The organism is Microbacterium commune (assembly GCF_014836945.1).
GTDB lineage: Bacteria > Actinomycetota > Actinomycetes > Actinomycetales > Microbacteriaceae > Microbacterium > Microbacterium commune.
Window position 1 is genome coordinate 306,870 of the sequence record NZ_JACSPX010000001.1, and the last position, 18,945, is coordinate 325,814.

Below are 18,945 nucleotides of genomic sequence, written 5' to 3' on the forward strand. Positions count from 1 at the left end.
CCCGTGACAGAATCCCTGCCCGTCCGCACCCGCTCGGAGAGCTGGGCATGACCGGCAGCGCGTTCGATCCGTCCACCGCGTCGATCGTCATCGTCACCTACAACCGCTCGCATCTGCTGAGCGGGCTGCTGACCAGCATCCGCACGATGGACCCGAAACCCGGCCGTGTCGTGATCATCGACAACGCGTCGTCGGACGACACGACCGAGGTCGTCGACTCGTTCCGCCCCGGCATCGGCACCGAGATCGTCTACCGCCGGCTCGAGACCAACACCGGCGGCTCCGGTGGCTTCAGCGAAGGCATGCGCACGGCGTACGAGCTGGGGTCCGAGTGGATCTGGATGATGGACGACGACGTCGAGGTGCTGCCGGACGGCCTCGCGAAGATGGGCCGCTGGTCGCGCCGCTTCAAGAGCATCCAGGGTCGGCGCTACGACTACGACGGCAGCGAGTTCTACTGGCAGTACCGGATCGCCGACCGGATGGGCATCCCGATTCCGTTCGCGCCGTCGAAGTTCGACTCGTCGGGGTTCAAGGAGATGAACAGCGGATGCTTCGAGGGCATGTTCATCCATCGTTCGATCGTGGCGCAGATCGGCCTGCCCGACCCGCGCTTCTTCATCTACTGGGATGACCAGATGTACGGCTGGCTGGCATCACGCCTGACCACCGCCGTGATCGTCGACGAGTTCGTGCTGCGCCGCACGCGCGAGATCAAGCAGTGGGACATGGGCATCCGGCACATGAACGCGTCGAGCAATGCGTACCGGTACTACATCATGCGCAACCGCGCATTCATCAAGAACTACTACCGGGTGCACGGGGTGTACAACCCGGTGCTGTTCGGCCTCGGCACCTCAGCGACGTTCGCCAAGGAGCTGATCCGGCTGCTCTTCGTCGAGCGCACGGTCCGCGGGACGAGCAACCTGTTCCGCGGTCTGCGCGACGGCGGCCGGATCGGCCGCGACCGCACCTGGCAGCCCATGCCGGCACTGGAGGCACGATGACCGAGCAGCAGCCCGAATACGTCTGGGCATACTCGGATGAGAAGCCCAAGCGCGGGCGCACGTGGCTGATCGTCGGCCTGGCGGTGGCTGCGGTCGTGATCGCGGCGCTGGTGTTCTGGCTGTTCCTGCGGCCCGGGGCGCCGCTTGCGAGTGCCACGCCGACGGCGAGTGCGACGCCGTCGGCGAGCGTTTCGCCCTCGGCGTCTGCTTCGGCAACGGAGTCTGCGACTCCTTCTGCGGCGCCGTCCGAGGCGCCCGAGCCGTCGATGACGCCGGTGACCACACCTCCCCCTCCCGTGGACCCGAGCATGGGTGCGTTCCGTGGACAGGTCGGCGGCTGGCTCAATGATGCGCTGACCGGACTCGACATCGTCGCGGACAGCAAGGGGTCGGACGCAGTGCCGGTCGTCGACAACCTCAGGGACGACGCTCAGCGTCTCGCGGAGGTACCCGCGCCGTCTTCGATCAGCTCCGACTGGAACAAGGCGGTGTCGGACTACAGCGGACGCCTGACCGAGCTCAGGAAAGCGGTCTCGTCGGGATCGGACGTTTCAGTCGATGCCGCACGCGTTTCCGCTCAGCGCCTGCGGGAGCTGGTCGGACTCTGATAGGCATCCCGCAGCAGCTAGGTACGCAGCGGCGGAGCGCTCCCCACTCGAAGTGATCAGCGTCCGCTGCGAGCAGGATGGGCTCATCGAGCTGAAATAAGACGGAGAATGCGAGACGCACCTGCTGAGAGCCTTCGCGGCCTTGTCGGCCTGGGGTGACACCGCACGCGCGCGAGGCTCAGCCCTGTTCGGCCTCCAGGCGCCGCAGGCGCTCCTCGTAGTGGGACGCCAGCTCGAGCCGGATCCGGGCACGCTCGTGCTCCGCCATCGCCCGTGATGCGGCGTCGTCAGCATGCAGCTGGTCGTCGGCGAGACGCACTCGAAGCCATTCGAAACGCTGCTCCAGCGCGGCCAGCTGCGGGGCGATGCGGTCGAACTCCGACCGCATGAATGAGAAGTCGGCCTGCGTGCCTCCGAGGCGCGCATCGTAGTCGCGCTGCATCGCCTGGAACTCCTCGGACAGGACAACCAGGCGAGGGCTGAGAAGAGCGTCGACGCGCCGCTCGACCAGTAGGTCCAGTCGTCGTCGGAGGCGGTTCAACATGATGCTCCCATTCGTCGGGGAATTCGGGATCGCATTTCGAGCGATCAGTGGTGGAAGGCGATGAGCCCTGAGTCGATCCAGCGGTGCATGAGCGTCGACTCGAGATCGATCCGGTGCTCCGCTCCTACGGGCGACGGCTCGCCGTAGGCGTGGTTCCACGCCGACTGCGCGGGCGCGTCCACGAACGAGAAGCCCGTCGCGTCGATCACGACGTCGGGAAACAGCCGCTTGGCGATCCACAACATCACTGTGCCGGTTGTCGCCCACTGCCCGCCGGTGCGCGGATCGGCGCCCAGCGCCTCGCCCAGCGGCAGAATGACCTCGCGGTTCGGCAGTGTGACGATCCCGAGGTCCTGCGGCCAGAAGGCGGGGAGCTTCGGGTTTTCCCACAGCAGGCGACCCGGCTCGACCATCAGATACAGCCTGTCAGAGTAAGCCTCGAAGAACCACGGGGTGGGGCGCACACCGCGGTTGAACACGACGACGTCCGTGCGCCGCCCGACAGTGCTCTGCGCGTCGACGTCGTCTAGGCGGAACCCGTTCACGCGGAAGACGAGATCTGCGGCATCGATCATGGCGGCGCGGTCAGCGGAGGGTTCGAGCGGCTGGTTGCCGACGACGGCGACGCGTCGTACCTTGGAGGCACGGGCGTACGACTTCACCAGCGGCCGCAGCCGCTGGTAATACGCCTCTTCCGCAGCCGTCGCCCGCTCGCTGACGACGGGCTCCTTCACACGCCTCATAGCTCTTCAGCTTAGGGGACGGATCACGCACGGATCGCGCTGCACCGCGCCAGGCGCAGCCGCGTCTAGAGTTGGGGTCGTGACTTCTGACCAGACCATCGAGCTCTCGTCCGCAGTGATCGGCAAGGGGGCCCCGGTCTTCACCATCGCCGAGATGTCCGGGAATCACAACGGCGATCTCGAACGAGCGCTGGACATCGTCGACGCTGTCGCCTCGACGGGAGCCCACGCGCTGAAGATCCAGACGTACACCGCCGATACGCTGACGATCGACTCCGATCGCCCGGCCTTTCAGGTCGCGGGCGACCACTCGCTGTGGGGTGGGCGCAACCTCTACGCCCTCTATCAAGAGGCGCACACGCCATGGGATTGGCACAAGGAGATCTTCTCCCGCGCGCGTTCCCACGGGATGATCCCGTTCTCGACGCCGTTTGACCCGACCGCCGTGGAGTTCCTTGAAGGATGCGGCGTCGAGCTGTACAAGACAGCGTCAGCGGAGATCGTCGATCTTCCGCTGATGCGGGAAATCGCCCGCACCGGCAAGCCGATGATCGTCTCCACGGGCATGGCGACCCTTTCCGAGATCGATGCCGCCGTGACGGCGATCCGCGATGCAGGATGCTCGCGCCTGGTCCTGCTGGCCTGCACGGCCGCATACCCCGCTGTTCCGGAAGAGGCCCGCTTGGGTAATATCGCCGTCCTCAGGGAAGCCTTCGACGTGCCCGTCGGCCTGTCAGATCACACGCTGGGCATCGGCGTCGCGGTGGCGGCCGCGGCGCTGGGTGCGGTCGCTGTGGAGAAGCACGTGACCCTGGACCGTGATCAGGGCGGGGTCGACGCCGACTTCTCTCTCGTCCCCGACGAGTTCGCGGCGCTGGTCGCAGCCGCCGAGCAGGCGCGGATCGCCATCGGCAGCGGGAGCGCGTTCGGCCCCACCGAGCAGGAGCAGGCGGTCGTAGCGCTGCGCCGCTCACTCTTCGTGGTGGAGGATGTCCGGGCCGGCGATCCTCTGACCACCGCGAACGTGCGATCAGTCCGGCCCGCGGGAGGTCTGAGTCCGGACGACTTCGCCCGGGTTCAGGGCCGGACGTTCACGCGCGACGTCGCGCGCGGCACTCCGCTCGCGTGGGACATGATCTGATCTGAGGCCTCTACTCGCCACTTCGCGAAGACGCGGAACCCCCGCTCATCCGCAGGCAGGTACGGCAGATATCCGGCTCTCTGGAACAGGCGCAGCGATAGCGTGTTGTCCGCGTGGACGGTCGCCAGCAGACGCCTCGGCTCCTCCGCATCGAGCGCCCGCTCAGCCGCCGCGAGCACTGAGCCGCCGAGGCCCGAGCCCCGGCGGGCAGGCGCGATCGTCAGCGAGACCTCCCATGTCCCACTCCGCGTGCCGTCCCGGTCCCATCGCACCGTGGCGACAGGCTCCTCCCCGGATGAGATGATCAACAGCCGCCTATCCGAGTCGGCGATGGTGCGGGCCAGCCACGAGCGGTGAGCCTCTTGGTCGAGCGGCGCCTGCGAACGCGATGCACTCCGTGTGGCCGGATCATCGCGCCAGGAGAACAGTCGTGTGGCATCCTCCATAGAGGCAGCACGCGCTGCGAGAGAAACAGGTTCGTCAGTCGACGCGGCCGTCTGTGTGATCAGCTGCTCCCATGACGAGACGATCCGCCATGCCCCACGCCCGTCCACGAGCGACATCAAGCGCTCGCCCACCGCACGCCGCGCCTCGGGCGATCGCAACAGCTGCTCGACCAGATGGATCTTCTCGGCCAGCTCCGCGAACGAGCCGTCGCCCAGTCCGAGGGCGAGCTCGCGCTCGATCATCTCGCGATACCCGTCGCGCTGGTTCTGCACTGCGCACACCGCAGCCATCGGCAGCCCGATGCAGGCGAAGTCCCACATGGACGTGCCTGCGGCGGTGATGGCGAGATCCTGCTGGGCGGCGAGTGCTGGGAGGTCGTCGACGAACCCGAGCACCTTCATCTCATGACGCGACGACTCGGCAGCAGCGGCGACCGCGGCACTCCCCCGCGGATCGACCACAGTCACGCGCAGTGCGAGCGAAATCTCGTCCAGAGCCCGGATCACTCGCGACGTGATCGAACGCGGATCTGTGCCGCCCATCACCACGAGGACGTGTGCCGTGGCATCCGAGCGCTTGAGCCGACCCCGCTGATGCAGGACCTGCTCCCGGATCACCGCTCCGTCGATGCCTGCGATGTGCCGACGGCTGAGCGACGGCTCGGCGAAGTGGTGCTCCGCGCCGAGACTCGCATCGATGGCCAGATCAGCCCGGCGCACTCCGAACGGCCCGTCCTGCATATTGCTCAGCAGCACACCGGCAGCTGCCGACGGCACGCTCTCATAGCTGTCCACGTGCACGACGTCGAAGCCCTCCGACGCGCGGCTGCGGAGCACATCGGCGAGAGCCGCGGCGTCGCATCTGTGTAGCCGCACGTCACCGAGCGCGCGCCGGAGCAGCCGGGAACCCACATCGTCGATGTCACCGACGACGGCAGACACCCAGCCCCGTTCCCGCGCCACGGCTGCGACAGCGGCTGTGCGCATGAGGTGCCCCATCCCGTGCCGCCCGCCCGAGTTGCAGTGGAACAACACCTGCCGAGCAGTCATCGAGAGCCTTCCGTCACCGGGCGCAAGCAAGCCCTCGCGATAGGATAGGCCGAGCGCGATGGACGTGTCATCCCGCAGCCATCGATCACGTTGAGGGAGACAGCCGTGTCAGTTCTCGCAGGCTCGAGCATCCTGGTCACCGGCGGTACGGGATCCTTCGGTAAGGCATTCATCCGATACGCGCTCGACAATCTCGACCCCCGCCGTCTCATTATATTCTCGCGCGACGAGCTGAAGCAGTACGAGGTTCGCCAGCTGTTCGGAGACGACCCGCGGCTGCGATGGTTCATCGGCGACATTCGGGACGAGCGGCGCCTGAAGCGCGCTCTCAACGGCATCGACTATGTCGTGCACGCCGCCGCGCTGAAGCAGGTGGACACCGCAGAGTACAACCCGTTCGAGTTCGTGCAGACGAACGTCCTGGGCAGCCAGAACGTCATCGAGGCGTCGATCGACGCCGGCGTGAAGAAGGTCGTCGCCCTCTCGACCGACAAGGCATCCAGCCCAATCAACCTCTACGGGGCGACGAAGCTCACAGCCGACAAGCTGTTCATCTCGGGGAACCACTATGCCGCCTCCTACGAGACGCGCTTCGCCGTGGTCCGATACGGCAATGTCATGGGTTCGCGCGGATCGGTCATCCCGTTCTTCGCGAAACTCGGCAGCGAGGGGCGGCCGCTCCCGATCACCGATCTCCGCTGCACCCGGTTCTTCATCACGCTGCCCCAGTCCGTGCAGATGGTCGTCGACGCGTTCGACATCATGCAGGGCGGTGAACTGCTCGTCCCGCGCATCCCTTCGATGAAGGTGACCGATCTAGCTCACGCGGTGGTCCCCGGTGCCGAGTTGGTGGATGTCGGGCTCCGTCCCGGTGAGAAGCTGCACGAGGAGATGATCAGCCCCGAGGAGGGCCGCCGTGCGGTGAGCATTCAGGACGGCCGCTACTTCATCATTCAGCCGGACATCGCATCCTGGGGCTACGCTCCACCCGAAGGAGCAGTCGAAATGCCCGCTGGTTTCGCCTACCGCTCCGACAGCAACGATCTCTGGTACACGCAGCAGGATATCGCCGAGATCATCGAGGGCGGTCTGTGAGCATGCTTCCATACGGCCGCCAGTCCATCTCCGCTGACGACATCTCAGCTGTCGTCGAGGTCCTGCAGGGAGACTGGCTGACCACCGGACCGGCCGTCGACCGGTTCGAGAAGGCCGTGGGAGCCATCGCCGGCGGGCATCGCGCCGTGAGCGCCACGTCCGGCACGGCGGCGCTGCACATGGCCTACGCGGCTGCCGGCGTCGGTCGAGGCGACCAGGTGATCACGACGCCGATGACCTTCGTCGCCACGGCCTCGACCGCTTCGATCCTCGGCGCAGAGATCGTGTTCGCCGACGTGGAGGAGGACACCGCGCTGATCAATCCGGCCGTCGTCGACGCGATCGCGACGGATCGGACGAAGGTCATCGCCGCCGTCGACTACGCAGGTCATCCCGCCGACTACGACGCGCTGCAGCGCACGGCCGACCGCGTCGGCGCTCTCACACTGGACGACGCCGCGCACTCGATCGGCGGCACTTATCGCGGGCGCCCGGTCGGCGACCTCGCCGACCTCACGACCTTCTCGTTCTTCCCGACCAAGAACCTGACGACAGGAGAGGGCGGCGCCCTCGTAGCGCGCACCCCGGCGATGGCGCAGCGGGCTCATGAGTTCCATTTCATCGGCCTCGTCCGAGATCCCTCGCGGTTCCGGATCACAGACGAAGGGCCGTGGCATCAGGAGGTTCATGACTTCGGGTTCAACTACCGTCTCACCGACATCGCCAGCGCTCTGGGGCTCGCCCAGCTGCGACGTCTGGATGCCTTCGCGCGGCGCCGCGCTGAGATCACGGCGCGGTACGACGCCGCACTCGCTGAGGTGGAGGGCGTGCGCATTCCCGTGCAGCGAGCTGATGTCGACCCTGTCCGCCACCTCTACCCAGTTCGCATCCTCGAGGGGCGACGTCGGGAGGTCTTCGAGCGGATGCGGGCCGGTGGGATCGGAGTGCAGGTCAACTACATGCCGGTCTACTGGCATCCGGTGTATCAGGACCAGGGCTACCGACGAGGCATGTGCCCGAACGCTGAGGCGTTCTACGCCGAGGAGCTGTCCCTGCCCATTTTCCCCGACCTCACCGACCACGAGGTGGACGAGGTGGTCGACCGGCTGGTCACCGCGCTGACATGACCCGTGTCGGCATCATCACCCAGGCCCGGATGACGAGCACCCGGTTGCCGGGCAAGGTGCTGCTCGACGCAGGCGGGCGCACCATGCTCGACCACCACATCGACCGGCTCCTCACCACCGCGCTTCCGGTGGTGGTGGCCACCACCAGCAACGCCACCGACGATCCGATCGTCGCGGCCGCCGACGCGCGGGAGGTGACCACCTTCCGCGGCAGCGAATCGGATGTGCTCGGCAGGTTCGCGGGGGCCTGCCGCACCGCAGAGCTCGATGCCGTCGTCCGCGTCACGTCGGACTGTCCGCTGCTCGACGGCGAGCTGATAGCGCAGGGCGTGGAGCGATACCTCCAACTGGGCGATCGGCACGCGTACGTCTCGAACACGGTCACGCGAACCTATCCGCGGGGGTTCGACTTCGAGGTCTTCAGCGCCGACGCCCTGTACGAGGCCGATCGGATGGCGACGTATCCCGCTGACAGAGAGCACGTGACTCCCTACCTTCACCAGAACCGGACGGGTCGCACTGCCGTCGACCAGATTGCGCGCACGGCGGATGCGTCGCGCTTCCGAGTCACTCTCGACACGCACGACGACCTACGGCTTCTGCGACAGCTGATCACGCGACACGACGCTCATCTGCTCACCTGCGAGCAGATCATCCGGGTTCTGGAGACCAATCCGGCACTCGGGGCGCTCAACTCGCATGTCCAGCAGAAGAAGCTCCAAGACTGACTCCGGTCAGGGTCGCCCGTGATCGGCGTTGTACCGATCGAGCACGTCGCCGATCGTTCCATCGAGCACCAGCGAGCCCTTGTCGAGGTACAGACCCCGCTTACAAAATCTCCGAAGGTCGCGTTCGTTGTGGCTGACGAAGAACAAAGTGCGCCCTTCGGCGAGAAGCTCGTCGATCCGCTGATAGCACTTGTCGCGGAACGCCTTGTCGCCCACTGCGAGGACCTCATCGACGAGCAGGATCGGCTCATCGAGCTGTGAGACCACAGAGAACGCGAGGCGCACCTTCATCCCGTTGGAGAGGTGCTTATAGGGCGTGTCCTGGAAGTCCTCCAGCTCCGCGAAGGCGATCATCTCCTCGTAGCGCGAAGCGACCTCCGACTTCGACATGCCGTGCAAACCTGCGGTGAGACGCACGTTCTCCCGGACTGTGAGGTCGCCGACGAATCCGCCGGTGAGCTCGATGAGCGGGGCCACGCCACCGTTGACGTGCACCGTGCCCTCGTCCGGCAGCAGCACACTCGCCACCAGACGCAACAGAGTCGACTTTCCTTGGCCGTTGCGGCCAACCACCCCGATGGACTCGCCGGGCTCGACGCGGAATGACACGCCCCGCAGGGCCCAGAACTCACCCGGACGCGACCGCCGACTCGCGCCCGAGAAGAGGTCCTTGAGGGTGCGACGGCCGCGACGATTGCGTCGGAAACGAACGCCGAGGTCGGCGACTTCGATCGCGGGTCCCATCAGAGCTCCTTCAGCACGGGACGTTCGAGGGTTCGGAACACCCAGATCCCGAGGGCGAGGATCACGAAGCTCATCACCGTGCTGGTCGCGACCAGCTCCGGGTGCCACTGATCGGGGAAGAACGCCATCCGGTACAGCGAGAAGATCCCGGCGAGCGGGTTGAACATCCCGAGTGTCTGGAACACTCCGGGCAGATCGTTCACGCTGTAGATGATCGGAGTCGCGTAGAAGAGCGCCCGGAGGATGAGCGCGGTGGTGCGCTCGAGATCTGTGTACAGGGCGCACAGCGGCGCCACCAGTAGGCCGAGACCGACGAGCAGCACCGTCTGCAGCAGCACCGCCACGGGGAACAGAAGGACGCCCCAGCCGAGATGCGCGGTCTTCGCGGGGTCGCTCTCGACGAGGAGGCTCACCACGACGAAGATCGCGAGCACGGGCAACGAGAAGAGGAACTCGGTTCCCTTGCTCAGCACGATGCGGTTCACCCAGATCGAACGCGGAATCGCAGTCGAGCGCACCAGTCGCGCGTCCTTCTTGAACGCGCGAGTGAAGTCGCCGACCGAGGCATTGAACCACACCCACGGCAGCAGAGCGCTGATCAGGAAGATGATGTACGGCTGCTCGCCGACGGTGCGCTCGAACACCCGGGTGAAGACGAACCAGTAGATCGCGCTCATCACCAGCGGGTCGAGGACCGACCACAGATAACCCAGCGCGCTCGTGGAGTACCGGACCTTCAGATCCCGCGCCGACAGAAGCCACAGCGAATGGAAGTAGCGCTGGGGAGTCCCCGGCGCTCCCACCGTCCGCGCCACGTCAGTCGCTCTCGCCGGAGAGCTCGTTCCGCCACATCGACAGCGCCGAGCCGATCGCCATGTGCATGTCGAGGTACTGGTAGGTGCCGAGTCGACCGCCGAAGTGCACGCCCTGCTCTCCCTTGGCGAGCTCGCGGTACGCCAGCAGGCCGTCGCGGTCCGCGGGCGTGTTGACCGGGTAGTACGGCTCATCCGCTCGGTTCGCGAATCGCGAGAACTCGCGCATGATGACCGTCTTGTCGGACTCGAAGATTTCCTTGCGCTCCGGGTGGAAGTGCTTGAACTCGTGGATGCGGGTGAACGGCACATCCAGGTCGGGGTAGTTCATGACGCTCGTTCCCTGGAAATCGCCCACGTTCAGAACTTCTTGCTCGAAGTCCAGCGTGCGCCAGCCCAGCTCACCTTCGGCATAGTCGAAGTAGCGGTCAACGGGACCGGTGTAGACGATCGGCAGCTGACCGACGGTGTCGCGCTTGTTCAGCGGCTGAGTTTCATCGAAGTAGTCGACATCCAGCTTGACCTCGATATTGGGATGATCGGCCATCCGCTCCAGCCAGGCGGTGTAGCCGTCGGTGGGCAGGCCCTCCCAGGTGTCGTTGAAGTACCGGTTGTCATAGGTGTACCGAACGGGGAGCCGGCTGATGATGTCGCCAGAGAGCTTCTGCGGATCCGTCTGCCACTGCTTCGCCGTGTAGTCGCGGAAGAACGCCTCGAACAGCGGTCGGCCGACGAGCGCGATGCCCTTCTCCTCGAAGTTCTGCGCAGACTTCACGTCGAACTCCCCCGCTTGCTCCTTGACCAGCGCCCGCGCCTCGTCGGGCGAATACGCAGCGCTGAAGAACTGGTTGATCGTGCCGAGGTTCACCGGCATCGGATACACGACGCTGTTGTGGTTCGTGTAGACGCGATGCACATAGTTCGTGAAGGTCGTGAACCGGTTCACGTACTCCCACACAGTCGCATTCGAGGTGTGAAAAAGGTGCGCACCGTAACGGTGCACCTCGATCCCCGTCTCAGGCTCGGCCTCACTGTACGCGTTTCCGCCGATGTGCGACCGCCGATCGATGACCATCACCTTGCGTCCGGCTTCTGCTGCGCGCTCAGCCACGGTGAGGCCGAAGAAACCCGACCCGACGACGAGGAGATCCATGTTCCTGCTTTCTGCCCGATGAGGCCCAATGATGCGCGGTTCGCCGCTGCACACAGCAGACAACTCTACCCGGGGCGTGCGGTGTGTCACCTGTCAGGCGGAGTTCAGATCCAGTCGCTCTCCTGCTTCGAGCATTCGCTTCAGCATCGGCGCAAGCGTGTGACCATACGTACTGGACAGGTGGTTGTCGTCTATATAGACCGCGATGTTCCCTATGACGCCGCGGCAGACCCCGTCGGGGCAGAGCCAAGGGCGGAAATCCACCAGAGTCACGCCGGGGTTCTCCACGATCGCATCGAGCGTGTCCCCGCTCTTCAGGGCGACCTCGGGGACGCTGCAAGGCTCTGTATGCTCGCCTGGCGCAGCCTCCGATTCCGCGAGCGCGCACTCATACATGTTGAAGTCGAAGCGTGGGTTGTCTCTGACCGCTATCACTTCGATGCCCTGGGCCGTCAGCGCGTCGACCACCACGTCGATGCCCTCCACCAGCACCTCCAGGGAGGCCGGCGTCGCGCGTGTCGCGACGAGATAGACGGCGTCCGGTTGGATTCGCAGTGCATAGTCGACGGCGGCTACTCTCCACTCGTCGCAGGGAGGGCCGCTGCCCGACCACGAGGGGGCGCCGATGCCGATCGAGCACCCCCCTTTTAGGAGAGAGATCAGTTCCCATTCCTGCTCGTCAGCTAGCGTGACGAGCGGGGACATGAGCTGCTGCGCATGGGAGTCTCCCATCACGAGCACGCGAGTCGCTCCGGGGTCCTGGGCCCCCGTCGTCTGTACGCAGCTACCTCTCAGCGCGGAATTCGTGGGCTCCAGCGGTCCGGCGCACGCGACCCCGAGGTGTACCCATTCGTCGTCAAGAGCGGTGGGGAGCGGCCTCAACGGCAGGTCGACGCCCGCAAGGTCTACGGCGCCCTCGACCTGCGCCGCGCCCGGGTAGCCGCCCGATTCACTGCCCATCAGGGCCGCTTCCTTCTGCTTGATCGCGAACTGCCACGTCCCTAGAGGGATCGCGACGACGGCGACCGAAGCCACGAGCACCACAGCTCCCAGCCGGGGCAGCCGGTCGAACGCTGTGGCAACACGGATGGGGTGCTCGACGAGTGCCGACACGAGGCGTGCCAGTATGAACGACAGCCCCACGATCCCCAGGCCTGCGAGCCACCCCGGTTGCGAGCGCCCGCTCAGCACCATCCATGTAACCAGCACAGGCCAATGCACGAGATAGAGGGCGTAAGCGTCGCGGGAGACGTAACGGAGGGCAGCGGACTCGAGGAGCACCGACGGCCCACCCGGGGCGCGGTCGGCTCCCGCGATGATGACCAGCGCCGTGCAACCGACCGGCCACAGCGCCAGATAGCCAGGGAACCCGCCTCGCACGTCGAGGACGACACCGCACAGGACGATCCCGACGAGCCCTACCCATCCCAGGACGACCGCGCTCCACCGTGGGATGCGCAGTAATGGGAGTGCGAGCGCGACGAGCGAGCCCGCGGCGAACTCCCACAATCGTGCGCGGGTGTCAAAGTAGGCGAAGGACTGGGCGTGAGCGGTCTCGATGATCGAGAACGTCAAAGAGCCAATGAAGATGGCGCCGAACACCAGCGCTAGCGTCGGGACGATGACATGCCGACGGTTTCGAAGCAGCAGCCAGACGGCAGCGATGATCGATGGCCAGAGAATGAACACTTGCCCCTGAACCGACAACGACCAGAAGTGCTGGAACGGGCTCGGCCTGACCGCATCTCGCGCGTAGTAGTCGACCTCAGAGAACGCGAGAGTCCAGTTCTCTACGTAGAAGAGGCTGGACCACCCCTCCGACCACACGCGGGGCCATTCCGTCTGCGGATAGCTCAGGAACGCGACCGCCAGCACACCCACGATCGTGACGGCGGCTGCGGGGAGCAGCCTTCGAGAGCGCCGGAGCCAGAACGTTCCGAGCTCGAGCGGCCGGTCGGATCTCACGCGCCGCACAAACGAGGCTGTGAGGAAGAACGCCGACACCATCAGGAAAACGTCGACGCCGCCGGAAACGCGACCGAGCCAGACGTGGTATACCACGACGAGGAGGATCGCGAGAGCGCGAAGTCCATCGATGTCGGCACGGTAGCCGGGGGCGGTGGTCGCGTCAGGCGCGTTGTCGCGACCTCGCAGGGCATTGAGGTTCATGGCAGGTGATCGTTACGTGTAAGGGACCGCCGCGGTCATTCAGTGCGGCTGAGCCAAGCTCCCACCCTAGCGCTCCACGCCGAGCAGCGCATGCGCCCGTCGTCGACCTGCGAGGCAAGCGCCCGAGCGGAGACTTATCCCGACTCCGAGCGCTTGAGAAGCTCGTCGACCGCGGCCTCGAGTTCAGGGCGGAGCATGCGCGCGTACTCGAGGTTCAGGTGGTCCGCGTCGTAGTACACGGGAACCCCACCCACTGCCGCATAGCACAGCTCGGCGTCGCAGAATCGATCGGTCAGATCCAGCGCCTTGATCCGTTCCGTCTGCGCCGCCCCTGCGGCTGCAATCACAGGATCAGCCGGCTGTGCCTCCGCGCGCGGCCGAGCGCACTCCCTCGGGTCATCCACGTTCAACAGCACGCAGTCAGGGCTGCGCACCTCGCTGTTGAAAGGCGGATCAGCGAGGGCGAGAACCGGGATGCCACGGTCGGCCCATCGTGTCCAATAGTTGACCAGGCCGCGGGTCATCTGATCGAAGCTCGAGGTGCCGCTGCCGTCATCCGCAAACTGCAGTCGTGACGCCATGGCGGTGAGCACGAGATCCGGGCGTTCCTCAGCCACCCGATCGGCGAGCTCGCGTGACCAGCGCATACATAGTTCAGCGTCCGACGGGGCCCACTCGCCGCGGAATCCACGAAACGTGATGTCTGCGGCCGGGCAACCACCGAAGTAGCTGGTCGTCACTACCCACCCGCGGTCTCTGGCCAGGTCGAACAGTGCTCCTTGCCACTGCTGCGCATGGGAGTCGCCGACCAGCCAGATTCTGCGCGCGCCCGGGCGTCCCTCCGAGAAGTCGCACTCGATCGTCGTCCGCTTCTCGCCGTAGGAGAGGATCGGAAGGAAGTCACCGCACTCCGCTGGCGCATGGAAGTACTCGTTTTTCTGGGTCATCACCGTGTAATCGACGGTGTCGAAGGCATCCTTACAACTCGCGTGGGGCATCAGCGCCGCGGGGCCCTCACACGGGCTAGCGATCACTTGGGCGGGGGGACGATCCGCTTCCGTTCGCGCGCCGTGCCACACGAGCACTCCGGCGACCATCGCTCCGATGACGATCATGCCGGTGATCATGAGGAGCATCGCACGCCGGGTGGACGCACGCCAGAACGTCCATCTCTGACCGGTGTCCTCCACGAAGCGCTTGGTCAGCTCGGCGAGCACCAGGGCCAGGACGAGAACGCCGATCTTGCTGAGCGTGCTCGCCTCGGAACCCAGCGCGAAGGGAGCTGTGACGATCAGAGGCCAATGCCATAGATAGAGCGAGTACGAGATGCCTCCGACCCACTGAACCGGGCGCAGCGCCGTCGCACGAGAATGCCACAGCGCTTCGTGACTGGTTCCGGCGAGGATCACGGCCGCCGTGCCGAGCACCGGAAACACGGCCGCGTAGCCAGGGAACGAGGTCGCGTGGTCGTAGCTGAGCGCCGAATAGGCGATCGACGCGAATCCCGCCAGGCTGAACAGGTTCGCGCCCAGCCTGGAGAGCCGGATTCTCGATCCGAGCAGCGCGATGACGCCTCCGACGGCGAACTCCCAGCCGCGCGTAAAGGTCGCGAAATACGCCTGGGAGGGCGCGGCGATCGTGTACAGGACGCTCGCCGCGAACGACAGCAAACCGATTCCGACCACGACGATGACGAGGGCTGTCGTCACTCTCGCGCCGCGGTCGGGAGAGCCGCTGTCCACCGTCCGGTGTCCGGCGAGCGCGACCGCGGCGAGCAGCAGCAGCGGCCAGACGATGTAGAACTGCTCCTCGACGGAGAGAGACCAGTAGTGCTGCACGAGGCTCGCCGCATCATTGAGCGCCGAGTAGTCGACGGACATGGCCGCCAGCAGCCAGTTCTCGACGTAGCCGGCGCTCGCTGCGATCTCCCATGCATTCCGGTCCCACCGGGGATACGGGATGAACACGACCAGCAGAAGGAGTGAAGCGGTGAGCACCAGGAACGCCGCGGGCAGCAGCCTGCGCACTCGGCGGGCGTAGAAGGCGCCGAGGCGCACGCGTCCCGTGCGCGTCATCTCGCCGAGCAGATGCCCGGTGATCAGGAAGCCTGAGATGACGAAGAATACGTCGACCCCGACGTACCCTCCGGTGAGGCGCACGGGCCACAGGTGGTTGAGCACGACCAGACCGATGGCCAGAGCCCTGAGCGCCTGGATGTCGGTCCGGAAGACCTTCGCCTGAGCTCGTTCCACGAGGCGCTCAGGCGCGCGTTCGCCGACTGTCACGATGCCAGATAGTCCCGAAGCAGCTGATCACCGTCACCGGGGATGAAACCGGCGGCGCGAACCCGCTTCAGGTCCAGCTCGCTGTTGCGCGGTCGAGGGGCGACGGGTGACTGGGAAGCGGCGAAGTACTGCTCGGTACTGACGCCTGAGACGCGAGACGGGTTGTGCCCGGTGAGCGCGTAGACGCGGCGGGCGATGTCGGCCCACGTCTGCGCGTCACCTTCGGAGCTGAGGTTGTAAATGCCAGACGGAGCGTCCTCCACCAGCAGGTGACGGATCAGTCGCGCGATCTCGGATGCGAAGGTCAGCCGTCCGCGCTGATCATCGACCACGGCGGGGTCGACGCCCTTGTCCGCCAAGGCAGCCATCGTGCGAACGAAGTTCTTGCCCTCCCCGATCACCCATGATGTGCGGATGACATAGTGCCGGGGAGCGGTCGTGACGGCCGCGTCGCCGGCCGCCTTCGACTGTCCGTAGACGCCGAGCGGGCACACGGCGTCATCCTCGCGGTATGCGCGCTGGGCGGTGCCGTCGAAGACGTAGTCGCTGGAGACGTGCACGAGAGTGATGCCGAACTCCGACGCTATCCGCGCCAGCGCCGCGGGACCGGCTGCGTTCGCCGCCCAGGCGTCGCGACGCCCCTCCGGCGTCTCGGCCGCGTCGACCGCCGTGTACGCACCCGCGTTGATGATGGTGTCGTAGTCCCGCCAGCGCCGCGCAGACGCGATGTCCGGATCGGCGAGATCGAACTCGTTCCTCGTGGTCCACTCGATCCCGTCGACCCCGTCGAACTCCTTGCGCAGCGCCGCTCCGAGCTGACCGTTCGAACCCACTACGAGCGTGCGACGTGGGGCGATCGGCGTCACATCGGCAAGACGCGGATGAGCGAGATCCTTCGCCGACATCTCGGCCTCGGCGAGCGGGATGGGCCAGTCGATGGCAGCAGTCTCGTCGGCGAGATTTAGGAACGAGTACGTCGCCTCCGGCGACCAGTGGTCGTTGACGAGGTACGTGTACGCGGTGTCGGGCTCGAGGGTCTGGTAGGAGTTCCCGACTCCGCGCGGGACGAAGATCGCCTTCGACGGATCGATCTCGGTGGTGAAGACCGCGCCGAAAGTCGGGCCCTCTCGCAGATCCACCCACGCCCCGAAGATCCGGCCCGTCGCAACTGAGACCCACTTGTCCCACGGCTCCGCGTGGATGCCGCGAGTGGTGCCGACGGCGTCATTGAACGAGACGTTGTTCTGCACCGGACCGAAGTCGGGCAGCCCGGCTGCTGTCATCTTCTCCCGCTGCCAGTTCTCTTTGAACCAACCACGAGAGTCGCCGTGCACGGGCAGGTCGAACACGACGAGCCCGGGGATGGGCGTCATCGTTACAGCAAGGGGCTTGCCGAACTCGATATCAGTCACTGGAGTCACTGGCCCTTCGACGCGTAGAACGCTTCCGTCTCGTCCTTGGACGGCGCCCACCATGCCTCATTCTCCTGATACCAACGGATGGTGGCCGCGAGACCGGACTCGAAATCGGCGAACTGCGGCGACCAGCCGAGCTCCGTTCGCAGCTTGGTCGAATCGATCGCGTAGCGCAGGTCGTGTCCAGCTCTGTCCGTCACGTGGTCGTACGCGTTACGGTCCTGCCCCATCTCCTGCAGGATGAGCTCGACGACGTCCTTGTTGTTGCGTTCGCCGTCGGCACCGATCAGATATGTCTCTCCGATCCGCCCCTTCTCGAGGATCGTGAGGACCGCTGAGGAGTGGTCATCAGCGTGGATCCAGTCGCGGACGTTCTCCCCCGCTCCGTACAGCTTCGGTCGGATGCCTCGGATGACGTTCGTGATCTGTCGAGGGATGAACTTCTCAACATGCTGGAACGGGCCGTAGTTGTTCGAGCAGTTGGAGATCGTCGCCTTCAGGCCGAAGGAGCGCACCCAGGCTCGTACGAGGAGATCGCTGCCCGCCTTGGTGGACGAATAGGGCGAAGACGGGTTGTAAGGGGTCTCTTCAGTGAAGCGCTCGAGGTCGTCGAGCTCGAGGTCGCCGTACACCTCGTCCGTGGAGATGTGATGGAACCTCTTGCCGTGCCGTCGCGCTGCTTCGATCAGCGTGTAGGTACCGATGATGTTGGTGTCGAGGAAAGGTCGCGGGCTGTGCAGCGAGTTGTCGTTGTGCGACTCGGCCGCGTAATGCACGACGGCGTCTGCCTCACCCACCAGCGTCTCCACCAGCTCTGCGTCGGTGATGTCGCCGTGCACGAACGTCAGTCGATCCTCGGGCACGCCGTCGAGCGAGGCGCGGTTGCCCGCATAGGTGAGCGAGTCGAGCACGGTGATGTGGTGATCGGTCTCGCGCGCGGCGTAGTGCACGAAGTTCGACCCGATGAATCCGGCGCCACCGGTGACGAGGATGTGGGACATCAACGACCCCTTTCAAGGATCTCGAGAAGGTAGGTGCCGTACCCCGACTTGATTAGACGCTGCGCGCGCTCGCGCAGCTCATCGTCCGACAGGAAGCCCTGCCGCCATGCGACCTCCTCTGGAACACCGATGCGTAGGCCCGTACGCCTCTCCATCGTGCGGACGTAGTCTCCAGCATCCGACATCTGATCGAAGGTCCCGGTATCGAGCCACGCCGTGCCCCGCGGAAGAACCTCGACTTGCAGTGACCCGCGCTCGAGATAAGCGCGGTTGATGTCCGTGATCTCGTACTCCCCCCGCGCGCTCGGCTGTAGTCCGCGGGCGATCTCGACGACGTCGTTATCGTAGAAGTACAGCCCTGGGACGGCGAAGCTGCTTCGAGGACGCTCAGGCTTCTCCTCCAGCGAGACCGCCTTTCCGTCCGCGTCGAACTCGACGACGCCATACGCGCTGGGCTCAGCTACCCAGTACGCGAACACCGCTCCGCCGTGCACGTCGGTGTAGCGTTTGAGCTGCGTGCCGAGGCCTGGCCCATAGAGCAGGTTGTCGCCCAGCACGAGCGCGACTTTGTCATCTCCGATGAAGTCCGCTCCGATCACGAACGCCTGCGCGAGACCATCCGGGGACGGCTGCTGAGCGAAGGTGAGATTCACGCCGAACTGCGACCCGTCGCCGAGAAGTCTCTCGAACTGCTCAGCGTCGTGCGGCGTGGTGATCACGAGGATGTCTCTGATGCCCGCGAGCATGAGCGTCGACAGCGGGTAGTAGACCATCGGCTTGTCGTACACAGGGATGAGCTGCTTCGAAGTGCCGATGGTAATCGGGTGCAGTCGGGTGCCTGAGCCGCCCGCGAGAATGATGCCCTTCACTCATCCAT

At 65.6% G+C, this 18,945-nt stretch carries 17 protein-coding genes; 6 read left to right on the top strand and 11 right to left on the bottom strand.

Going from position 1 to position 18,945, the window contains the following annotated elements; all coding sequences use genetic code 11:
- Positions 1-47: 47 nt before the first annotated feature.
- Together H9633_RS01515 and H9633_RS01520 are read left to right on the top strand one after the other, a co-directional pair.
- Positions 48-1,007: a glycosyltransferase family 2 protein gene (locus H9633_RS01515; RefSeq protein WP_191711840.1), complete on the top strand. Its 960-nt coding sequence runs from the start codon at positions 48-50 to the stop codon at positions 1,005-1,007.
- Positions 1,004-1,615, top strand: a complete 612-nt coding sequence (locus tag H9633_RS01520) for a hypothetical protein (RefSeq protein WP_191711841.1) — start codon at positions 1,004-1,006, stop codon at positions 1,613-1,615. The genes H9633_RS01515 and H9633_RS01520 overlap by 4 nt, the downstream gene beginning before the upstream one ends.
- 178 nt (positions 1,616-1,793) lie before the next feature.
- Here the strand turns inward: H9633_RS01520 and H9633_RS01525 are convergent, their stop codons facing one another.
- Both H9633_RS01525 and H9633_RS01530 read right to left on the bottom strand, forming a co-directional pair.
- Positions 1,794-2,159 (bottom strand): hypothetical protein, encoded by a 366-nt coding sequence (locus tag H9633_RS01525; RefSeq protein ID WP_191711842.1) that lies wholly within the window; start codon positions 2,157-2,159, stop codon positions 1,794-1,796.
- Between the two features lie 44 nt (positions 2,160-2,203).
- Positions 2,204-2,902 carry a glycosyltransferase family 29 protein gene (locus tag H9633_RS01530; RefSeq protein WP_225211024.1) on the bottom strand — a complete coding sequence of 233 codons (699 nt, stop codon included), beginning with the start codon at positions 2,900-2,902 and terminating at the stop codon, positions 2,204-2,206.
- A 115-nt stretch (positions 2,903-3,017) separates the two neighbouring features.
- On the opposite strand from H9633_RS01530, the gene pseI reads away from it, so the two are divergent.
- Entirely contained in the window at positions 3,018-4,043 is a 1,026-nt protein-coding gene (gene pseI / locus H9633_RS01535) for a pseudaminic acid synthase (protein ID WP_318247163.1), read from the top strand.
- On the opposite strand, the gene H9633_RS01540 is transcribed toward pseI, so the two are convergent.
- Positions 3,980-5,539, bottom strand: coding sequence for a bifunctional UDP-2,4-diacetamido-2,4,6-trideoxy-beta-L-altropyranose hydrolase/GNAT family N-acetyltransferase (locus tag H9633_RS01540; RefSeq protein ID WP_191711843.1), 1,560 nt, complete (start codon positions 5,537-5,539; stop codon positions 3,980-3,982). The genes pseI and H9633_RS01540 overlap by 64 nt on opposite strands.
- 105 nt (positions 5,540-5,644) lie before the next feature.
- Here H9633_RS01540 and pseB point away from each other — a divergent pair, with 105 nt between their 5' ends.
- The 3 genes from pseB to H9633_RS01555 are packed head-to-tail and all read left to right on the top strand — an operon-like array spanning position 5,645 to position 8,489.
- Positions 5,645-6,634: a UDP-N-acetylglucosamine 4,6-dehydratase (inverting) gene (gene pseB, locus H9633_RS01545; protein ID WP_191711844.1), complete on the top strand. Its 990-nt coding sequence runs from the start codon at positions 5,645-5,647 to the stop codon at positions 6,632-6,634.
- Between the two features lie 2 nt (positions 6,635-6,636).
- Positions 6,637-7,761, top strand: a complete 1,125-nt coding sequence (locus H9633_RS01550) for a DegT/DnrJ/EryC1/StrS family aminotransferase (RefSeq protein WP_191712896.1) — start codon at positions 6,637-6,639, stop codon at positions 7,759-7,761.
- Positions 7,758-8,489 (top strand): cytidylyltransferase domain-containing protein, encoded by a 732-nt coding sequence (locus tag H9633_RS01555; RefSeq protein WP_191711845.1) that lies wholly within the window; start codon positions 7,758-7,760, stop codon positions 8,487-8,489. The genes H9633_RS01550 and H9633_RS01555 overlap by 4 nt, the downstream gene beginning before the upstream one ends.
- 6 nt (positions 8,490-8,495) lie before the next feature.
- Here H9633_RS01555 and H9633_RS01560 read toward each other — a convergent pair whose 3' ends face one another.
- The 8 genes from H9633_RS01560 to rfbA all read right to left on the bottom strand — a co-directional run bounded on the left by H9633_RS01560 (position 8,496) and on the right by rfbA (position 18,937).
- Positions 8,496-9,233 (bottom strand): ABC transporter ATP-binding protein, encoded by a 738-nt coding sequence (locus H9633_RS01560; RefSeq protein ID WP_191711846.1) that lies wholly within the window; start codon positions 9,231-9,233, stop codon positions 8,496-8,498.
- The gene (locus H9633_RS01565; RefSeq protein ID WP_318247164.1) at positions 9,233-10,036 is read right to left on the bottom strand and encodes an ABC transporter permease; all 804 of its coding nucleotides are present in this window, start codon (positions 10,034-10,036) and stop codon (positions 9,233-9,235) included. Before H9633_RS01565 ends, H9633_RS01560 begins: the two co-directional genes overlap by 1 nt.
- A gap of 13 nt (positions 10,037-10,049) precedes the next feature.
- The gene (glf, locus tag H9633_RS01570; protein ID WP_191711848.1) at positions 10,050-11,198 is read right to left on the bottom strand and encodes a UDP-galactopyranose mutase; all 1,149 of its coding nucleotides are present in this window, start codon (positions 11,196-11,198) and stop codon (positions 10,050-10,052) included.
- A gap of 93 nt (positions 11,199-11,291) precedes the next feature.
- Positions 11,292-13,367, bottom strand: coding sequence for an acyltransferase family protein (locus tag H9633_RS01575; protein WP_191711849.1), 2,076 nt, complete (start codon positions 13,365-13,367; stop codon positions 11,292-11,294).
- A gap of 134 nt (positions 13,368-13,501) precedes the next feature.
- The gene (locus H9633_RS13195; protein WP_318247165.1) at positions 13,502-15,652 is read right to left on the bottom strand and encodes an acyltransferase family protein; all 2,151 of its coding nucleotides are present in this window, start codon (positions 15,650-15,652) and stop codon (positions 13,502-13,504) included.
- Positions 15,649-17,025, bottom strand: a complete 1,377-nt coding sequence (locus tag H9633_RS01585) for a sugar nucleotide-binding protein (protein ID WP_225211103.1) — start codon at positions 17,023-17,025, stop codon at positions 15,649-15,651. Before H9633_RS01585 ends, H9633_RS13195 begins: the two co-directional genes overlap by 4 nt.
- Positions 17,026-17,069: 44 nt before the next feature.
- Positions 17,070-18,068: a dTDP-glucose 4,6-dehydratase gene (rfbB, locus tag H9633_RS01590; protein WP_191711851.1), complete on the bottom strand. Its 999-nt coding sequence runs from the start codon at positions 18,066-18,068 to the stop codon at positions 17,070-17,072.
- Complete coding sequence (rfbA, locus tag H9633_RS01595) at positions 18,068-18,937, bottom strand: glucose-1-phosphate thymidylyltransferase RfbA (RefSeq protein ID WP_191711852.1); 870 nt, start codon at positions 18,935-18,937, stop codon at positions 18,068-18,070. Before rfbA ends, rfbB begins: the two co-directional genes overlap by 1 nt.
- Positions 18,938-18,945: the final 8 nt, after the last annotated feature.

Bases quoted from the DNA above. Each gene is read 5' to 3' on its own strand.
- H9633_RS01515 (WP_191711840.1), top strand. From the start codon at position 48: ATGACCGGCAGCGCGTTCGATCCGTCCACCGCGTCGATCGTCATCGTC.
- H9633_RS01520 (WP_191711841.1), top strand. From the start codon at position 1,004: ATGACCGAGCAGCAGCCCGAATACGTCTGGGCATACTCGGATGAGAAG.
- H9633_RS01525 (WP_191711842.1), bottom strand. From the start codon at position 2,159: ATGTTGAACCGCCTCCGACGACGACTGGACCTACTGGTCGAGCGGCGC.
- H9633_RS01530 (WP_225211024.1), bottom strand. From the start codon at position 2,902: ATGAGGCGTGTGAAGGAGCCCGTCGTCAGCGAGCGGGCGACGGCTGCG.
- H9633_RS01540 (WP_191711843.1), bottom strand. From the start codon at position 5,539: ATGACTGCTCGGCAGGTGTTGTTCCACTGCAACTCGGGCGGGCGGCAC.
- H9633_RS01550 (WP_191712896.1), top strand. From the start codon at position 6,637: ATGCTTCCATACGGCCGCCAGTCCATCTCCGCTGACGACATCTCAGCT.
- H9633_RS01555 (WP_191711845.1), top strand. From the start codon at position 7,758: ATGACCCGTGTCGGCATCATCACCCAGGCCCGGATGACGAGCACCCGG.
- H9633_RS01560 (WP_191711846.1), bottom strand. From the start codon at position 9,233: ATGGGACCCGCGATCGAAGTCGCCGACCTCGGCGTTCGTTTCCGACGC.
- glf (WP_191711848.1), bottom strand. From the start codon at position 11,198: ATGGATCTCCTCGTCGTCGGGTCGGGTTTCTTCGGCCTCACCGTGGCT.
- H9633_RS01575 (WP_191711849.1), bottom strand. From the start codon at position 13,367: ATGAACCTCAATGCCCTGCGAGGTCGCGACAACGCGCCTGACGCGACC.
- H9633_RS01585 (WP_225211103.1), bottom strand. From the start codon at position 17,025: ATGACGCCCATCCCCGGGCTCGTCGTGTTCGACCTGCCCGTGCACGGC.
- rfbB (WP_191711851.1), bottom strand. From the start codon at position 18,068: ATGTCCCACATCCTCGTCACCGGTGGCGCCGGATTCATCGGGTCGAAC.